Annotated in this window: 19 protein-coding genes; 9 read left to right on the top strand and 10 right to left on the bottom strand. The window is 68.3% G+C overall.

The window, feature by feature from the left end:
* The first annotated feature begins 12 nt into the window (after positions 1 to 12).
* Positions 13 to 726, top strand: a complete 714-nt coding sequence (gene ygfZ / locus GCU42_RS12060) for a CAF17-like 4Fe-4S cluster assembly/insertion protein YgfZ (RefSeq protein WP_114229141.1) — start codon at positions 13 to 15, stop codon at positions 724 to 726.
* On the opposite strand, the gene GCU42_RS12055 is transcribed toward ygfZ, so the two are convergent.
* The 3 genes from GCU42_RS12055 to GCU42_RS12045 all read right to left on the bottom strand — a co-directional run bounded on the left by GCU42_RS12055 (position 677) and on the right by GCU42_RS12045 (position 4,177).
* Positions 677 to 949, bottom strand: a complete 273-nt coding sequence (locus GCU42_RS12055; protein ID WP_114229142.1) for a CBU_0592 family membrane protein — start codon at positions 947 to 949, stop codon at positions 677 to 679. The genes ygfZ and GCU42_RS12055 overlap by 50 nt on opposite strands.
* Before the next feature lie 11 nt (positions 950 to 960).
* Entirely contained in the window at positions 961 to 3,633 is a 2,673-nt protein-coding gene (acnA, locus tag GCU42_RS12050; protein ID WP_114229143.1) for an aconitate hydratase AcnA, read from the bottom strand.
* A gap of 67 nt (positions 3,634 to 3,700) precedes the next feature.
* Positions 3,701 to 4,177, bottom strand: coding sequence for a low affinity iron permease family protein (locus GCU42_RS12045; RefSeq protein ID WP_114229144.1), 477 nt, complete (start codon positions 4,175 to 4,177; stop codon positions 3,701 to 3,703).
* Between the two features lie 108 nt (positions 4,178 to 4,285).
* Between GCU42_RS12045 and GCU42_RS12040 the strand changes: the two genes are divergently transcribed.
* Entirely contained in the window at positions 4,286 to 4,483 is a 198-nt protein-coding gene (locus GCU42_RS12040) for a hypothetical protein (protein WP_152569576.1), read from the top strand.
* A 16-nt stretch (positions 4,484 to 4,499) separates the two neighbouring features.
* On the opposite strand, the gene GCU42_RS12035 is transcribed toward GCU42_RS12040, so the two are convergent.
* Positions 4,500 to 5,477 (bottom strand): magnesium transporter CorA family protein, encoded by a 978-nt coding sequence (locus GCU42_RS12035; RefSeq protein WP_114229146.1) that lies wholly within the window; start codon positions 5,475 to 5,477, stop codon positions 4,500 to 4,502.
* Between the two features lie 95 nt (positions 5,478 to 5,572).
* On the opposite strand from GCU42_RS12035, the gene GCU42_RS12030 reads away from it, so the two are divergent.
* Together GCU42_RS12030 and GCU42_RS12025 are read left to right on the top strand one after the other, a co-directional pair.
* On the top strand, positions 5,573 to 6,127 hold the full coding sequence (locus tag GCU42_RS12030; protein ID WP_114229147.1) for a DUF2585 family protein: 555 nt from the start codon (positions 5,573 to 5,575) through the stop codon (positions 6,125 to 6,127).
* 104 nt (positions 6,128 to 6,231) lie between these two features.
* Complete coding sequence (locus GCU42_RS12025) at positions 6,232 to 6,747, top strand: acyloxyacyl hydrolase (protein WP_114229148.1); 516 nt, start codon at positions 6,232 to 6,234, stop codon at positions 6,745 to 6,747.
* Between the two features lie 116 nt (positions 6,748 to 6,863).
* Here GCU42_RS12025 and fumC read toward each other — a convergent pair whose 3' ends face one another.
* A complete protein-coding gene (gene fumC / locus GCU42_RS12020) occupies positions 6,864 to 8,255 on the bottom strand; it encodes a class II fumarate hydratase (RefSeq protein ID WP_114229149.1) in 1,392 nt (463 codons plus the stop codon).
* 137 nt (positions 8,256 to 8,392) lie between these two features.
* Positions 8,393 to 8,878: an SspB family protein gene (locus GCU42_RS12015; RefSeq protein WP_114229150.1), complete on the bottom strand. Its 486-nt coding sequence runs from the start codon at positions 8,876 to 8,878 to the stop codon at positions 8,393 to 8,395.
* Positions 8,879 to 8,928: 50 nt separating this feature from the next.
* Here GCU42_RS12015 and GCU42_RS12010 point away from each other — a divergent pair, with 50 nt between their 5' ends.
* Both GCU42_RS12010 and GCU42_RS12005 read left to right on the top strand, forming a co-directional pair.
* Positions 8,929 to 9,306 carry an HIT domain-containing protein gene (locus tag GCU42_RS12010; protein ID WP_114229151.1) on the top strand — a complete coding sequence of 126 codons (378 nt, stop codon included), beginning with the start codon at positions 8,929 to 8,931 and terminating at the stop codon, positions 9,304 to 9,306.
* Between the two features lie 80 nt (positions 9,307 to 9,386).
* Positions 9,387 to 11,036 carry an amino acid permease gene (locus GCU42_RS12005; RefSeq protein WP_114229152.1) on the top strand — a complete coding sequence of 550 codons (1,650 nt, stop codon included), beginning with the start codon at positions 9,387 to 9,389 and terminating at the stop codon, positions 11,034 to 11,036.
* 57 nt (positions 11,037 to 11,093) lie between these two features.
* On the opposite strand, the gene GCU42_RS12000 is transcribed toward GCU42_RS12005, so the two are convergent.
* The gene (locus GCU42_RS12000) at positions 11,094 to 12,089 is read right to left on the bottom strand and encodes an adenosine kinase (RefSeq protein ID WP_114229153.1); all 996 of its coding nucleotides are present in this window, start codon (positions 12,087 to 12,089) and stop codon (positions 11,094 to 11,096) included.
* Positions 12,090 to 12,175: 86 nt separating this feature from the next.
* Here GCU42_RS12000 and GCU42_RS11995 point away from each other — a divergent pair, with 86 nt between their 5' ends.
* A complete protein-coding gene (locus GCU42_RS11995) occupies positions 12,176 to 12,526 on the top strand; it encodes a hypothetical protein (protein WP_114229154.1) in 351 nt (116 codons plus the stop codon).
* Here GCU42_RS11995 and queG read toward each other — a convergent pair.
* Positions 12,523 to 13,566 carry a tRNA epoxyqueuosine(34) reductase QueG gene (gene queG, locus GCU42_RS11990; RefSeq protein ID WP_114229155.1) on the bottom strand — a complete coding sequence of 348 codons (1,044 nt, stop codon included), beginning with the start codon at positions 13,564 to 13,566 and terminating at the stop codon, positions 12,523 to 12,525. The two genes, GCU42_RS11995 and queG, sit on opposite strands and share 4 nt — an antisense overlap.
* A gap of 50 nt (positions 13,567 to 13,616) precedes the next feature.
* Between queG and GCU42_RS11985 the strand changes: the two genes are divergently transcribed.
* Both GCU42_RS11985 and GCU42_RS11980 read left to right on the top strand, forming a co-directional pair.
* Entirely contained in the window at positions 13,617 to 14,564 is a 948-nt protein-coding gene (locus GCU42_RS11985; RefSeq protein ID WP_240309585.1) for an ABC transporter ATP-binding protein, read from the top strand.
* A complete protein-coding gene (locus GCU42_RS11980; RefSeq protein WP_114229156.1) occupies positions 14,561 to 15,760 on the top strand; it encodes an ABC transporter permease in 1,200 nt (399 codons plus the stop codon). The genes GCU42_RS11985 and GCU42_RS11980 overlap by 4 nt, the downstream gene beginning before the upstream one ends.
* Here GCU42_RS11980 and GCU42_RS11975 read toward each other — a convergent pair.
* Positions 15,757 to 16,419: a TorF family putative porin gene (locus GCU42_RS11975; protein WP_114229157.1), complete on the bottom strand. Its 663-nt coding sequence runs from the start codon at positions 16,417 to 16,419 to the stop codon at positions 15,757 to 15,759. The two genes, GCU42_RS11980 and GCU42_RS11975, sit on opposite strands and share 4 nt — an antisense overlap.
* 72 nt (positions 16,420 to 16,491) lie before the next feature.
* Positions 16,492 to 17,229, bottom strand: coding sequence for an isocitrate lyase/PEP mutase family protein (locus GCU42_RS11970; protein WP_114229158.1), 738 nt, complete (start codon positions 17,227 to 17,229; stop codon positions 16,492 to 16,494).
* Position 17,230 lies beyond the last annotated feature (1 nt).

Below are 17,230 nucleotides of genomic sequence, written 5' to 3'. Positions count from 1 at the left end.
TAGCTAAGCTGCATGGCCGAAACCACCCTCACCGACCGCGCCCTGTTCCGCCTCTCCGGCGACGACGTCCGCGGCTTCCTGCAGGGATTGGTGACCAATGACGTCACCGGCGCGCTCCCCGTGTGGGCCGGGCTACTCACCCCACAAGGCAAGTGCCTGTTCGACTTCCTCGTCTGGGCGGAGGGCGACGACCTGCTGGTCGATTGCGAGGCCGCTCATGCCGACGAGCTCGCCAAGAGGCTGACGCTCTATCGACTGCGGCGGCCGATCACGATTGCGCGGGACGAAAGCCTTGCGGTGCACTGGGCGCCAGCGGGTGAGCAAGGCGTCCCCGACCCGCGGTTGGCCGAACTTGGGCGGCGCTGGCTCGCGCCCGCCGCCGAGCCGGCCGCCGGCTGGCTCGCGCACCGCCTCCGCCTCGGCGTCTGCGAGGGCCGCGCCGAGCTCGGCGACATGCTCTGGCTCGAATGCAATGCCGCCGAACTCAACGGCGTCAGCTTCACCAAGGGCTGCTACGTCGGCCAAGAGAATACCGCGCGGATGAACTGGCGCGCCAAGGTCAATCGCCGGCTAGTCGTGGTCCCCGCCAGCGAGCCCGGCCCGCGCACAAAGGCCTTCTACCCCGACCTCGGCTTGGCGGTGGCGCATCGCCGGGCCGACGACCTCGGCGGCGTGGCTATTCCGTCGTGGCTGGCACCGGCGCTGGCCGACGCGGCAGCCGGCTGATCGCGACCAGCCCGATCAACGCCCAGACGACATTCAGCGCCGCCGACGGCATCGCGCCATTGGCGTAGCTGTTGATGATGAAGCCGATCGCCCCGACCACATTCATCCCCTGATAGGCGAGGCTGCGCGCGGGGATCTTTCCAGCGGTGAGCAGCCCGTAGGCAAGCAGAATCAGCACCGCGCCCACCCAGCCGGCGATCTCGATCAACAGCTTCGGTTCCATGCTCGCGGTGATTAGGCCGCGAGCTTGCGCAGGACGAACGGCAGGATGCCGCCGGCGTGGAAATATTCGAGCTCGTTGAACGTATCGATCCGGCAACGCGCAGTGATCGTGGTGGTCGAGCCGTCGGCGCGGCTGACGGTCACCTCGACGTCCTGGCGCGGCTTGATTCCCGCCACGTCCGCGATGGCGAACTGCTCGTCTCCGGTCAGCCCAAGGCTATCGGCGCTCTCGCCGTCCTGGAACTGCAGCGGCAACACGCCCATCCCGACCAGGTTCGAGCGGTGGATGCGCTCGAAGCTTTCGGCGATCACCGCCCTGACGCCGAGCAGGACGGTGCCCTTGGCCGCCCAATCGCGCGACGAGCCGGTGCCATATTCCTTGCCCGCGAGGATGACGAGCGGCGTGCCCTGCTCCTTGTAGCGCATCGCCGCGTCGTAGATCGGCAGCTGCTCGCCATTCACCCTCGTGAAGCCGCCCTCGACGCCCTGCAGCATCTTGTTGCGGATGCGGATGTTGGCGAAGGTGCCGCGCATCATCACTTCGTGATTGCCGCGCCGCGCACCGTAGCTGTTGAACTCCTGCCGCGGGACCTGCCGCTCGAGCAACCACTTGCCCGCCGGGCTGTCGGGCTTGATCGAACCGGCCGGGGAAATGTGATCGGTGGTGATGCTGTCGCCGAACACCGCCAGCGCCCGCGCGCCCGAGATGTCCTCGATCGGCTTGGGCGTCATCGTCATGCCCTCGAAATAGGGCGGGTTGGCGATGTAGGTCGAACCGGCCGGCCAGCGATAGGTGTCGCCCCCGGTGACGTCGATCCCGCGCCAGCGGTCGTCGCCGCGATAGACGTCGGCGTAGCGCGCCCGGAACAGGTCGGAGTGGACGTGCGCGTCGATCAGCGAGCGGACTTCCTCGTTGGTCGGCCAGATGTCCTTGAGGTAAACCGGCTCGCCGTTGCGGGCGGTGCCGAGCGGTTCGGAGGTGATGTCGCTGCGGACCGTCCCGGCGAGCGCGTAGGCGACCACCAGCGGCGGGCTGGCGAGATAGTTGGCGCGGCAGTCGGGTGAGACCCGGCCCTCGAAGTTGCGGTTGCCCGACAGCACCGACACCGCGACGAGGTCCTTGTCGTTGATCGCCTGGCTGATCGGCTCGGCCAGCGGGCCCGAATTGCCGATGCAGGTGGTGCAGCCGTAGCCGACCAGGTCGAAGCCGATCGCGTTCAGGTCTTCGCTGAGGCCCGCGGCGTCGAGGTAGTCGGTCACCACCTGGCTGCCGGGCGCGAGGCTGGTCTTGACCCACGGCTTGCTGTCGAGGCCGAGCGCGCGCGCCTTGCGGGCGACGAGGCCGGCGGCGATCAGCACGCTCGGGTTGGAGGTGTTGGTGCAGCTGGTGATCGCCGCGATCACCACGTCACCGTTGCCGAGGTCGAAGTCCTCGCCCTCGACCGCCACCCGCGGGTCGTTCGACTTCTTGTAGGTGCCTTCAAGCTCGGCGTTGAACTGATCGTCGACGTCCGACAGCAGCACCCGATCCTGCGGCCGCTTGGGCCCGGCGAGGCTCGGCTCGACGCTCGACAGGTCGAGCTCGAGCGTGTCGGTGAACAGGGGCTCGGGGGTGTCGGCGTCGCGCCACAAACCCTGCGCTTTGGCATAGGCCTCGACCAGCGCGATCCGGTCGTCATCGCGGCCGGTCAGCTTGAGATAGTCGATGGTGCGGAAGTCGACCGGGAAGAAGCCGCAGGTCGCGCCATATTCGGGCGCCATGTTGGCGATGGTCGCGCGGTCGGCGAGCGTCATCGCGTCGAGCCCTGGGCCGAAGAATTCGACGAAGCGACCGACCACGCCCTTGGCGCGGAGCATCTGGGTGACGGTCAGCACCAGGTCGGTCGCGGTGATGCCTTCCTTGAGGCTGCCGGTCAGGCGGAAACCGACCACCTCGGGGATCAGCATCGAGACCGGCTGGCCGAGCATCGCGGCCTCGGCCTCGATCCCGCCGACGCCCCAGCCGAGCACGCCAAGGCCATTGACCATCGTCGTGTGGCTGTCGGTCCCGACCAGCGTGTCCGGGTAGGCCAGCGTCTCGCCATTGGCGTCGTCCTGGGTCCACACCGTCTGCGCGATATTCTCGAGGTTGACCTGGTGGCAGATGCCGGTGCCCGGCGGCACGACCTTGAAATTGTCGAACGCCTGGCTGCCCCACTTGAGGAATTCGTAGCGCTCGCGATTGCGGGCATATTCATGGTCGACGTTCTGCTCGAACGCCTTGGGAGTGCCGAACTCATCGACCATCACCGAGTGGTCGATCACCAGGTGTACCGGGACGAGCGGATTGATCTTCTGCGGGTCGCCGCCAAGGTTCTTCATCGCGTCGCGCATGGCGGCGAGGTCGACCACCGCCGGCACGCCGGTGAAGTCCTGCATCAGCACGCGCGCCGGGCGATACTGGATTTCGCGCGCGATCCGCCGCTCCTTCTGCCAGTCGACCATGGCGGTGAGGTCGTCCTTGGTGACCGTCACCCCGTCCTCGAAGCGAAGGAGGTTCTCGAGCAGCACCTTCATCGAGAAAGGCAAGCGCGAGACGTCGCCCAATTGCTCGGCGGCCTTGGCCAGGCTGTAATAAGCGTAATTCCGGCCCGCGACCGCAAGGGTCGAGCGGGTGCGAAGGCTGTCCTGGCCGGTCGGGATCATGGGCACGAAGTCCTGTATTTCGGTGGTTGCCGCGGCCCTTAGCAAGCCCACCCGTCACTCGCCAGTGTCAGGCCCGGGCGCGGACTTTTTTCCGGGTCTTGGCAGCGGCCTGCTCGACCGCGGCCTTGGCGGTGGCGCGCTCCTGCGGGTCGCCGGCGCGCTCGCCCTGCCCGTCGATCGCCTGCTTGGCTTCTTCCTTGAGCTCGACGATCTGCTCCTCCTCCAGCTCCTCGATCCCGGCCATCTCGTCGCGGGCGCGGCGGGAGGCCTTGATCAGCTCGTCGAGCTTGGCGTGCATCGCGATGTCGCGGCGATGGTCCTCGGCCTCGCGGTCATACTGGCCGTTCAGCACCATCTGGGTGAGCGTGATGGCGAGGATCGACAGCGCGGCGGTCAGCGTGTCGGTGTGAAAGCCGACCGCGAACCACAGGACGCAGAAGGCGATCACGCCGATCTGCATATAGGGGTGCGCGAACAGCTTCGATGTCCAGTCGGACACCATGCCGCCGAAGCGGACCATTGCGCTCTTGGTTTCTCGGGCCATTACGGCGACACAACGAGGGGCGATTTAAACCGTTGCATGAATTCGGAACAACCGACGCCGCCAAACATTGAAGCGTTGTCGGACTTCTTCCGTGGCGGGGTTGGGCTCATGATCAATGCGCAGGACTATCGTCGCCGGATGGCCGCTCTCGAGCGGGCCGAAGCGGTCCGTGGCATCAACGGCTCGCCCCTGTCGCGTTTTGCCGAAATCTCGCTCGCCCGCCGCTGCGCCGCCGCGCCCGTGCTTGGCGGGGTCGACCCGGTCGCCGCGTCGCGCAGCGACGGCGCCTGGCTGCTGCAAGCCTAGAACGCCTGCTCCGCGCCTAGATCCAGCCCTTCCAGCGTAGCCACGCCAGCGGCAGGATCGCGCTCGCCAGCATCAGCGCCAGGCTCGCCGGATATCCCCACGCCCAGTCGAGCTCGGGCATGTGGTGGAAGTTCATTCCGAAAATTCCCGCGATCAGCGTTGGCGGCAGGAACACCAGCGCCGCCCAGCTGAACAATTTCATTGCCGCATTCTGCTCGACGCTGATCAGGCCCAGCGCCGCGTCGAGGAGGAAAGTCAGATTGTCGCCGAGATAGCCGGCGTGATCGAGCAACGCGCTCGAATCGGTCTGCAGGCTGGCGAGGTGATTGCGATAGGGTTCGCACCCGTCGCGGTGTAGCTGGGCCGAGCCGATGAGGAAGCTCAGCAGGCGGATCGCGCTGACGGTGGTCTCGCGGATGCGTGCCACCAGCGACTGCGCCCGCCCGATCCGGGTCAGCATCGCGGTCAGCGCCTGCGCCGGGATGCGGCGCTGGCTGATTTCCTTGGCGAAGATGTGGGTCGAGATGGTTTCCATCTCCGTCCCCGCATTCTCCAGCTCATCGGCCAGCCGGTCGACGATCGCATCGACGATCACGATTAGCGCTTTCAGCCCGCTCTTGACCACGTCGGGATCGCGCTCGGCGCGGGCGATCACCGCCGCGACTGGCTTGGGATTGGCGTAGCGGACTGTGACCAGCTTGTCCCCGGCGAGGACGAAGCCGATCGGCTCGGTGCTCGGGCGGCCCTCGGCCACCCCGGTCAGCGTGCTCAGCGTGAGGTAGAGGACGCCGTTCTGCTCGTAGAGCCGGCTCGACGGCTCGATCTCTTGGAGGTCGTCGCGGGTTGGGATCGACTGGCCGACGAAGCTTTCGGCAAGCTTCTCCTCCTCCTTGGTCGGCTCTTCGAGGTCGATCCAGGCGGTGGTCGGAATGATTTGGCCGCGACCGGCCTCGACAAGGCTTCCATCGCAGCCGGGACCGAAGGTGCGCAACATGGCGCCTGTCTGGCCGCGGCAGGCGATGCTTGGCAAGACCCGCGCGCACAGATAGCCACCGCGCCGATGATCATCTCGCCCCGCACCCCGACCCGATGAGCAAGACCCACCGCGGCCTCGCCGCCAGCGCGCTGGTCGTCCTCGCCGCCGCTGCCATCCTGTGGCTGATGGGCCGCCCGCCGACCTGCACCTGCGGGCATGTCGCACTGTGGGGCCGGGTCGGGCCGCAGCAGAGCCAGCAACTGCTCGACTGGTACAGCCTCAGCCACATCATCCACGGCTTCCTGTTCTACGCCGCCTTCGCGCTGCTGCTGCGCAAGACTCCGGTCGAGCAGCGCCTCCTCTATGCGACGCTGATCGAGGCGGCGTGGGAGCTGATTGAGAATTCGCCCGTCATCATCAACCGCTACCGCGAGGCGACCATCGCCTTGGGCTATCGCGGCGACACCATCCTCAACTCGGTCAGCGACATCCTGATGATGGGGCTCGGCTTCTGGCTCGCCAAGCGCCTCCCGCTGTGGGCGAGCGTGATGCTGGTGATCATCCTTGAGCTGATCCCGCTCGCCGTGATCCGCGATAATCTGACGCTCAACGTCTGGATGCTGGTCGCGCCCAACCACGCCATCCGCGCCTGGCAGGCTGGCGGGTAGCGACCGCCGTAGTTTCGAAGCGATCCTGTGCCTTTTCGTTCAGCTTCAAGGCATTAGAAGTCACTGGATTGCTTCGCTCCGCTCGCAATGACGAGGTTTCTTCCATGCGCCACTTGGCTTTCCTCCCCGCCCTCCTGCTCGCCGCCGCGCCCGCGCACGCCGGGGAGGTCTTCGCCGGCCTGCACAAGCATGCGGTGAACACCCCGCTGTCGCTCGGCGGCGGCGAGGAGAATGGCGTCGATGTGAGCCTCGGCTATCGCTTCGACGGGATCGCCGGCACCCGGCTCCAGCCCTACGTCTTCGGCGCGCTCAACAGCGCCGGCGACACCAGCTACGCCGCCGCCGGCCTCAGCTACAAGATCGGTCACCGCCTCTACGCGCGGCCCGGCGTCGGCCTCGCCATCCACAATGGCTCGACCTCAAAATACGAGATCCCCAACAACGGCCAGATCGACTTCGGCAGCCGCGTCCTGTTCGAACCAGAGCTGGCGGTCGGCTACCAGGCCAGCGAACGCCTGGGGGTCGAGGCAAGCTGGGTCCATATGAGCCATGCCCAGCTGTTCGGGAAGCAGAACCCGGGCATCGACAACATCGGTGTCCGGCTGAACTGGAAGCTGTGAGGCGGCCTGAGCGATAGCGTCATCCCGGCCTTGAGCCGGGATCCATCTTCTTATTTGCGACGCTGGAGACAAGGCAGGTGGACCCCGGATCAAGTCCGGGGTGACGATGGCGCCCCCTATCGCCCGATCATCAGCTCCGGCCGCACCACCCGGTCGAAGGTCGCCTCGTCGACCAGCCCGAGCTCCAGCCCCGCCTCTTTGAGCGTCTGCCCCTTCTTGTGCGCATGCTTGGCGATGGTCGCGGCATTGTCGTAGCCGATCTCGGGCGCCAGCGAGGTCACCAGCATCAGGCTGCGGCCGACAAGGTCGCGGATATGGTCCTCGTTGGCGACGATCCCCTCGACGCAGCGCTCGGCGAAGCTGACCATGCTTACCGACAGGAGCGAGATCGAGCGCAGCACGTTGGCGCCGATCAGCGGCATGAACACATTGAGCTCGAAATGGCCCTGCAGCCCGCCGACGGTCACCGCCTGCCCGTTCCCGATCACCTGCGCCGCGACCATCGTCAGCGATTCGACTTGGGTCGGGTTGACCTTGCCCGGCATGATCGAGCTGCCCGGCTCATTCTCGGGCAAGCCCAATTCGCCGAGCCCCGAGCGCGGACCCGAGCCGAGGAAGCGGATGTCGTTGCCGATCTTGGTCAGCGCCACCGCCAGCGTCGCGAGCGCGCCGTGGAAGAAGACGAGCCCGTCGCGCGCGCCCATCTCGGCGAACTTGTTCGGAGCGCTTTCGAAGCGGCTCCCCGCGATGTCGCTGATCGCGCCGACCATGTCGTCGGCCCAGCCCTCGGGCGCGTTGAGGCCGGTGCCGACCGCGGTCCCGCCGATCGCCAGCTTTCTGAGGTTGCCGTTCATCGCCCCCTCGATCCGCGCCCGGCACGCGACCAGCTGCGCCGCATAGCCGCTGAACTCCTGCCCGAGCGTCAGCGGGGTCGCGTCCTGCGTGTGGGTGCGGCCGATCTTGACGATATGGTCCCACTGCTCGGCCTTGGCGGCGAGCGCCTGCGTCAGCCGGTCGAGCGCGGGGAGCAGGTCATGCTCGGTCGCCAGCACCGCCGAGACATGCAGCGCGGTCGGGAAGCTGTCGTTCGAGCTTTGCGACTTGTTGACATGGTCGTTGGGGTGGACCGGGCTCTTGCCGCCCTTGCCGCTCCCAAGCGCCTCGTTGGCGATGCCGGCGATCACCTCGTTGACGTTCATGTTGGTCTGGGTGCCGCTGCCGGTCTGGAAGATCGTCAGCGGGAACTGGTCGTCATGCTCGCCGCGCACGATCGCCGAAGCCGCCGCCTCCATCGCGTCGGCCAGCTTCGCATCGAGCCCGTGCTTGCGGTTCACCCGCGCCGCCGCCTGCTTGACGATCGCCTGGGCGTGGACCAGCCCCAACGGCATCCGCTCGGAGGCGGCGAAGGGGAAGTTGCCGAGGCTGCGCTGGGTCTGCGCGCCCCAATAGCAATCGGCGGGAACCCCGATCGGGCCGAAGCTGTCGGTTTCGGTGCGGGTGTCGGTCATGCGCCTTTGCTCCTCGTCACCCCGGGCTTGACCCGGGGTCCACTTGTTCTTCGCTGCGGCCTGAAAAGGAAGGTGGTCCCCGGGTCAAGCCCGGGGTGACGATCCACCGATCATGCAGAACGACGCGCCGAAGAGCGTCACTTCTTCCGCGTGAAATCCACGCTGACGACGTTGGAGCCGTCCTCGACCGGGGTCGCGACTGGCGCGTCATTCTCGGGCTCGTCGACTTCCTCGTGCGGCGCGCCGTCGGCGCCGTTGGCCTGAAACTTCAGGCTGAAGTCGACCGCCGGGTCGACGAAGTCGGTCACCGCCGCGAACGGCACCCGCAGGATCGCCGGCACCCCGCCAAAGCTCAGCCCCACGCTAAAGTGGTCGGGGGCGACCTTCAAATCCCAATAGCGGTGCTGGATGACGATGGTCATCTCGTCCGGGAAACGCTGGGCGAGGTGCTTGGGGATGTCGACCCCGGGCATCCGCGTCTTGAAGGTGATGTAGAAATGGTGCCCGCCGGGCAGCGACCCGCCGGCCTCGATCGAGCTCAGCACGCGGCCGACCACATCGCGCAGGGCCTCCTGCACGATCTCGTCGTAGGGAATCAGGCTCTCGGGCGTCTCGTCGGCCATGGAGAGTCGTGGTAGCGAGGCCGCAACAAGCGTCAACGGGGAATTCAGGAATGCCAATCGATCACACGCAGCCGTATGACGACCAGAATGTGCTGGCGAAGGTGCTGCGCGGCGAACTCCCGAGCCGCAAGGTGTTCGAAAACGACCATGCGATCGTCATCCACGACATCAATCCGCTCGCCCCCGTCCACCTGCTCGCGCTGCCCAAGGGCCCGTACGTCAGCTGGGACGATTTCTCGGCCAAGGCGTCGGACGCCGAGCAGGCCGGGCTGACCAAAGCGATCGGTGAAGCCGCGCGCGTGGTCGAGGCGTCGACCCAGGGCTACCGGGTGCTGTCAAACGTCGGCAAGCGCGGCGGGCAGGAAATCCCTCACCTTCACGTCCACATCTTCGGCGGCCAGCCGCTGGGGCCGATGCTGGCGCGCTGATTTGTCTGCCAGAGCGGAGGGATTGCACCTGCCGTCACTCTCTGTAGGGTCGCCCCCACCAGTTTTTCGAGGGGAGTAGAATGGCAAGCTCAGCAGAGCGTTCGGTCGGAGGCGCGCGGATCAAGTCGCTCGACGCGATCCTGGCGACCGCCGAAAAGAAATCGCTCAAGCGCTCGCTCGGCGCCTTCCAGCTCACCTTGCTCGGCATCGGCGCCGTGATCGGCACCGGGATCTTCGTGCTCACCGCCACCGCCGCGCAGAAGGCGGGCCCGGGCATGATGATCAGCTTCATCATCGCCGGCTTCGTCTGCGCGGTGGCGGCGCTCTGCTATTCCGAGCTCGCCTCGATGGTGCCGGTCGCCGGCTCCGCTTACACCTACTCCTACGCCGTGATGGGTGAGATTGTCGCCTGGCTGGTCGGCTGGGCGCTGATCCTCGAATATGCGCTCGGCGCCTCCGCGGTGGCGGTCGGCTGGTCGGGCCATATCATCGGCCTGCTCGATTCGATCGGCATCCACCTGCCCCATGCGATCACGGTGGGTCCGAAAATCGAGTGGGGGTTCTTGAAGGGCGGCGAAGTCGGCGGCGTGTTCAACCTGCCCGCCGTGCTGATCGTCGCCTTGAGCACCGCCCTCCTCATCAAGGGCACCAAGGAAAGCGCGACCTTCAACGCCGTGCTGGTGTGCATCAAGGTCGCGGCGCTGATCCTGTTCATCGCGGTGACCCTGCCGATGATCACCGGCCACACCGAGAATTTCCACCCCTTCACCCCGCGCGGGTGGGGGAGCCCATTGAGCTCGTCGGGCGCGGGCGTGCTCGGCGCCGCGGCGTCGATCTTCTTCGCCTATGTCGGCTTCGACGCGGTCTCGACCGCGGCGGAAGAGACCAAGAACCCGCAGCGCAACGTGCCGATCGGCCTCATCGCCAGCCTTGCCATCTGCACCATCTTCTACCTGCTCGTCGCGGGCGGGGCGATCGGTGCCTATGGCGCCCAGCCGCTGATCGATGCGGCGACCGGCCTGCCGTACAAGGAAGGCGCGCCCGAGCTTTACGCCTCGGCCGCCTGCCAGAGCGCGACCGCCCCGATGGTCTGCTCGAAGGAGGCCCTCGCCTACATTGCCCGCCAGGTCGCCAGCCCGACCATCGGCAACATCATCGGCCTCGCCGCGACCCTGGCGCTGCCGTCGGTCGTGCTGCTGATGATGTACGGCCAGACCCGCGTCTTCTTCGTGATGGCGCGCGACGGCCTGCTTCCGACCCGGCTGTCGGCGGTGCATCCGCGCTTCCAGACCCCGTGGATCGTGACCCTGGTGACCGGCGTGTTCGTCGCCATCGCCGCGGCCTTCTTCCCGGTCAGCTCGCTGGCGGACTACTCCAACGCGGGGACGCTGTTCGCCTTCGCGGCGGTGTCGCTCGGGGTGATGATCCTGCGCCGGACCGATCCCAGCCGCAACCGGCCGTTCCGCACGCCGCTGGTCTATCTGGTCGCCCCGGCCTCGATCATCGGCTGCATCGTCCTGTTCCTCAGCCTCGGCATCGAATCCAAGCTGCTGTTCGTCGCCTGGACGGTGATCGGGCTGATTTTCTACTTCCTCTATGGCTATCGCAATTCGCACGTCGGCCAGGGCATCACCGATGTCCCCGAACTCGACGCCGATGCGCCGGCCAACGTCGGGGTCGGCTCGCTCCCGGGCGCGCCCGCGCCGGGCACGCCGGGCGAACGCGACTAGTCGCTTCCGTCAGTGCAAGAATGGGAAAGGGGAGGCTCCGGCCTCCCCTTTTTCATGTCAGGAGAGCAGGTCGCCGGCGAGCGCTTTCAAATCCGCCTCGGGCCGCGCGCCATAATGCTGGATGACCTCGGCCGCGGCGATCGCGCCCAGCCGCAGGCACGCCTCGAGCCCGAGCCCCTTCGCCTGTCCGGCCAGGAAGCCCGCCGCGAACAAGTCGCCCGCGCCGGTGGTGTCGACCAGGCGGTCGATCGGCTCGGCCGGCACCTGCGCGCGCTCCCCGCCCTGCACCGCCACCGCGCCGTCGGCGCCGTGGGTGACCACCAGCAGCGGCACCTTGGGGGCAAGTTTCGCCAGCCCCGCTTCGAAATCCTGCTCGCCGGTGACCGAGGCCAGCTCGGCGGCGTTGGCGAACAAGATGTCGAGCTTGCCCTCGTCGGCCAGCCGCAGGAAGTCGGGTCCGTGGCGGTCGACCACGAAGGTGTCCGACAGCGTGAACGCCACCCGCCGCCCGGCCGCCTTGGCGTCGGCGATCGCCGCTTCCATCGCCGCGCGCGGCGCCTCAGGGTCCCACAGATAGCCCTCAAGGTAGAGGATGCCCGCGTCCGCCACCGCGCGGTGATCGATCACGCCCGCGTCGAGCAGCTGCGCCGCGCCGAGGAAGGTGTTCATCGTCCGCTGCGCGTCGGGGGTGACCAGGATGAGGCTGCGCGCGGTCGCGCCGACCCCGTCGCGCGCGGGCACCAGGAACTCGACGCCAAGGCTCTCGACGTCATGCTGGTAGATGCGGCCGAGCTGGTCCTTGGCGACCTGCCCGATGAAACCGACCGTGCAGCCGAACGCCGCCAGCCCTGCGGCGGTGTTGCCCGCCGACCCGCCCGACAGCTCGCGTCCCGGCCCCATCACGCCGTAGAGCCGCTCGGCCTCGCCCTCGTCGATCAGCCGCATCGAGCCCTTGGTGAGCCCCTGCGCTGCGAGAAAGGCGTCGTCGGCATCGGCGATCACGTCCACGATCGCATTGCCGATGCAGAGCACGTCGAAGCGGGGCTGGGTCATGGAAAATCCTGCAGGAAATGGGAAAGGCGCGCGGGGTAGCGATCGCTCGCTTGCCAGTCCAGCCGCCGCGCCGCAAACAGGCGGCCATGCGTCGCCTCCTCCCCGTCGCCGCCGTGCTGGTCCTCGCCGGCTGCGGCGCCGTTCCCGAGCAGCCCCAACCGGTCAGCTCCACTTCCGCCACCCGCCCGCTCCAGCGCGGCGACCTCATCGGCCTCACCACCGACGAACTGGGCGAGCGCTTCGGCCAGCCGAGCTTCCAGGTCCGCGAGGGGCCGGGGGTCAAGCTGCAATGGGCGAACCCGAGCTGCGTGCTCGACGCCTTCCTTTACGCCTCGCCCGGCAGCAGCGTGCTGCGCGTCGCTTATGTCGACGCGCGCCGGCCGAGCGGCGATCCGACCGACCGCAGCGCCTGCATCGCCGCGATCGCCGCGCGCTAGGCGCTCAACCGCTCAGCCGCCCAGCCGGCGGCTTCCGCCACTACCGGATCGTCCGACCCGCACAGCGCCTCGACCCGCGGCAGCAGCGCGGCATCGCCGCTGTTCCCCGCCGCGATCAGGCAATTGCGCAGGAAACGGTTGACCCCGATCCGCTTGATCGGCGACCCCGCGAACAGCTCGCGAAAAGCCGCATCGTCGAGGCCGAGCAGGTCCGCCAGCCGCGGCGCAGCCAGCTCGGCACGCGGCAGGAACGCCCGGTTCGCCTGCGCCTGTGCGGCGAAGCGGTTCCACGGACAGACCGCAAGGCAATCGTCGCAGCCGTAGATGCGGTTGCCCATTGCGGCGCGAAACTCGTGTGGGATCGGCCCGGCGTGCTCGATCGTCAGATAGGAGATGCAGCGCCGCGCATCGAGCCGGCGCGGCCCGTCGAACGCCGCGGTCGGGCAGGCGGCCAGGCAGCGCGTGCAGCTCCCGCAATGCTCCTCGGCCGGCGGATCGGGCGCCAGCTCCAGTTCAGTGAAGATTACTCCGAGGAACAGCCAGTTGCCGTGGGTCCGGCTCAATAGGTTGGTATGCTTGCCCTGCCAGCCGATCCCCGCCGCGGCGGACAGCGGCTTCTCCATCACCGGGGCGGTGTCGACGAACACCTTGAGCTCGGACGGCACCTGGTCGACGATGAACCGCGCCAGCGCTTTCAGCGCCTTTTTCACCGTCTTGTGATAGTCGCCGCCCTGCGCATAGACGCTGATCCGCGCCCGCTCCGGCTGGTCGGCCAGCGCCCGCGGGTCCTCCGCCGGGGCATAGCTCATCGCCAGCGCGATCACGCTCTTCGCCTCGGGCCACAGCCCCTGCGGGGCCGCGCGCTGCTCGGCCCGCTCCTCCATCCAGCCCATGCTGCCGTGCTGGCCGGCGGCAAGCCACTCCTTCAGCCGCGCGCCCGCCTCGGGCACCGCGTCGGCCCGCGCGAACCCGCACGACACGAAGCCGAGCCGCGCCGCCTCGACGCGTATCGCTTCCTTAAGGCTTGCGGGTTCACTCACGCCGTCTCACTACAGCGGCCTTGCCCCGCAGAACAAATGGAACGCGCGTGCTGCAGACTTCCATCACTTCGGGCGACGCGATCGTCGCCGATGACCTCGTCAAGGATTTCGGCGACAAGCGCGCCGTCGACGGCGTCTCGCTGCGGGTGCCGACGGGCAGCATCTACGGCATCCTTGGTCCCAACGGGGCGGGCAAGACCACCACCATTCGCATGCTGCTTGGCATCATCGACCCTTCTTCGGGCGAGCGCACCCTGCTCGGCCACGACCGCCCGCTCGAGGCGGCGCGCCAGGTCGGCTACCTGCCCGAGGAGCGCGGCCTCTATCCCGCGATGCACGCCCGCGAGGCGATCGCCTTCATGGGCGCGCTGCGCGGGCTGCCGCTCAAGGAAGGCCGCCGCCGCGCCGACGCCATGCTCGCCGAGCGCGGCGTTTCCGACTGGGCCAAACGCCCGATCCGCTCATTGTCCAAGGGCCAGGCGCAGACCGTGCAATTGCTCGGCACGCTGATCCACGAGCCCCGGCTGATCGTCCTCGACGAACCCTTTTCGGGCCTCGACGCGATCAACCAGGAGAAGCTCGAAGCCCAGATCCGCGAGCGCGCCGCGAAAGGCGCCACCGTGCTCTTCTCAACCCACGTCATCGCCCATGCCGAACGGCTCTGCGAGCGGATCGCGATTATCGCCGGGGGCAAGGTCGCGTTCGAGGGGGCGGTCGACGAGGCGCGTGAACAGTTGCGCCCGATCGTCCAGCTTGTCACCCGCGCGAGCGACGGGCCGTGGCGCGCCGCGCTGCCCGCCGAGGCCCGCCACGACGGCAAGCGCTGGACCTTCGAGCTGCCCGAAGGTGGCCCCGAGCCGCTGCTCAAGGCGCTGATCGACGGCGGCGCGGGGATCGAGACGCTGTCGATCGAGCGGCCCGGCCTCCACGACGCCTTCGTCGCCATCGCCGGCGAGGCCGCCGCCCACGACCTCGCGATGAGCGGAGCGCCGCGATGACCCTTCCCCGCATGCTCCAGTCGGCGCTGGTGATCGGCCGCCGCGATTTCACCGCGACCGTGCTGTCGCGGACCTTCATCTTCTTCCTGATCGGGCCACTGTTCCCGCTGCTGATCGGCGGCGTGTTCGGCACCGTCGGGGCCAGCGTCGCCGGCGACACCAGCCCACTCAAGGTGGCGGTGGTCGCGACCCAGCCCGACTACGACCGGCTCGCCAAGGCGGCCGCCGCGGTGCAGCCCCTGCTCGGCGACAAGGGCCTCGAGCTGATCCGCCACGCGCCGGAGGCCGACCTCGCCCGCCAACAGGATGCCTTGCTCGATTCGAAGGAAGAGCCCGCGGCGGTCCTCGTCGATGCCTTCGGCCACCCGCGCTTGACCGGCTCGATCGACCGCGACGGCAAGGTCGCCCGCGAAATGCGGCTGATTCTCGCCCAGGCCTCGGCGACCGCCGGCCCCACGATCGACGTGCAATCGGTCGAGAGCGACGCCGCTGCCGCCCCGACCCCACGCGACCTCACCAAGACCGCGCGGACTTCCCAGGGCATCCTGTTCTTCTTCACCCTGCTCCTCGCCGGAATGCTGCTGTCGCAGCTGATCGAGGAGAAATCGAACAAGGTGATCGAGGTGCTGGCGGCGGCGGTGCCGATCGAAAGCATCTTCCTCGGCAAATTGTTCGCGATGCTGCTGACGTCGCTGGTCGGGATCGCGGTATGGTCGTCGGCCGGCGCGCTCGCCTTGCGCAGCCTCGCCCCCGACGCCTTCGCCAGCCTGCCCGTTCCCGCGGTCGGCTGGCCGATGTTCGGGCTGCTCGCGCTCGCTTATTTCTCGATGAATTATCTGCTCATCGGCGGCGTCTTCCTCGGCATCGGCGCGCTCGCCTCGACTGCGCGGCAGGTCCAGATCCTCTCGATGCCGGTGACCATGGCGCAGGTCGTCCTGTTCGCCATCGCCTCGGCGGCGGTCGGCAAGCTCGACGGTCCCTACGGCATCTTCGCGACGCTGTTTCCGCTGTCCTCGCCCTATCTGATGCTCGCGCGCGCGGCGACCACGCCGGTGCTGTGGGTCCATCCGGCAGGCCTCGTCTGGCAGGCTTTGTGGGTCGCCATCGTGCTGCGCGTCGCCGCCGGGGTGTTCCGCCGCTCGGTGCTCAAGAGCGGGCGCCAGGGAAGCTGGTTCCGGCGCGCGCGCGCCGCCTAGATTTCGCGGCTGACCGAGAAGACCAGCGCGCTGCGGCCCATCGGGTCGGCGGCGGTGCGGCTGCTGCCGACCCAGTCGGCGCCCAGCGTCAGCCCGCGCACCTCGACCTCGCTGCCGAGCGACCAGTCGCGCTTGCCATGGCCAAGCGCGCCGCTCTCGATCCCCGCCGTCCCGCGCAGCGCGAACGGCGTGTGCGCCAGCGGCAACCGCGCCGAGACCGCCGAATAGAGATTGGCGCCATGCCCCGTCGACCGCTGCGGCGGGGCATAGACCAGCGACACGCCGAGCTCGACCGGACCGACCGGGCGGGTCGCCGAGGCGCCGATCTCGAACAGATTGTCGCGCCACTGGCCGGGATAGAGGCTGGCGTTGGCGGACAGCTGGAACTCGGTCCCCCGCCATTTGCGGCTGATCCCGCCGCCCAGCACCAGCTCGACCCCGCGCCCGTCGTTCGTGAACGGCGAAACCGCGGCCAGCGCGAAACCGCCGGCCGGCAGGTCGAGGGTGAAATTGCCCTGCAGCACCGGGCGCCGGTTGGTCACCGATAGCCCGCGGTTGCGATAGTCGCTGCGCATCGCGAAGTCGGCCTTGAGCGGCAGCGCGACGACGGGAGTGGCAAGGCCGGCGACAAGAAGAAGCAGGAGGGACAGGCGGATCATCGACCTGCCCTGCCATCCGTTCGCCGAACGGATGCCTGCGTGCCGCTCCAGATCGGAGCAATTCGCCGTCCGCTACGTCAATGCGGTGCGCGCCGCCTCGGTCAGTTGCGCCATGAGAGTGCGAAGCGGAAATGGGCCATGGCTAATCCGGGCGACGCCCGCGCTCGCCCACTCAGCTTTCGACGGGGCGCCAGGAAAGGCGATCAAATTCAACGGTAGAGGCACCTCGCGCACCACGCGCTCGACGGTCCTGAGATCGGCCAAGCGGGGCACGAAGAAACCGCTCGCACCCGCGTCGGCGAACGCCTTCCCGCGTTCGATCATCTCGTCGAGCGGAAGCGGGCCGTTCCCCGCCTTGAGGACGAGGTCGGTGCGGGCATTGAGGAAGAAGTCGCCGCCCACCGCTGCCCGAATCGCACGGATGCGGGCGACCTGGTCGGCGAGCGGATGGAGACCGCTGCCGCCGATCACCTGGTCCTCGAAGTTGCAGCCGACCGCGCCGGTCGCTTTGAGCGACGCGACGTTGGCCGCGGCTTCGGCCGGATCGGTCGCATAGGCTCCTTCGAAGTCGACGCTGAGCGGCAGGTCGACGGCGGCGAGGATGCGGCGGGAATTGTCGAAGACGTAATCGAGCGGCACCTGTTGCGCGTCGCCAAAGCCGCTGGCGTCGCCGACCGGATGGCTGCCGGTCGCCAACGCCTTCGCGCCGGCTGCCGCCACCGCCCGCGCGCTGCCCGGGTCCCAGATGTTGTACAGCACCAGCGGATCGCCGGGCACATGCAATGCGGCAAAGGTGGCGAAGTCGCGCATG

It is taken from the genome of Sphingomonas ginsengisoli An et al. 2013, from assembly GCF_009363895.1.
Lineage (GTDB): Bacteria > Pseudomonadota > Alphaproteobacteria > Sphingomonadales > Sphingomonadaceae > Sphingomicrobium > Sphingomicrobium ginsengisoli.
The sequence above is the reverse complement of the archived record's forward strand: the minus strand, read 5'-3'. Positions and strand labels throughout refer to the sequence as shown.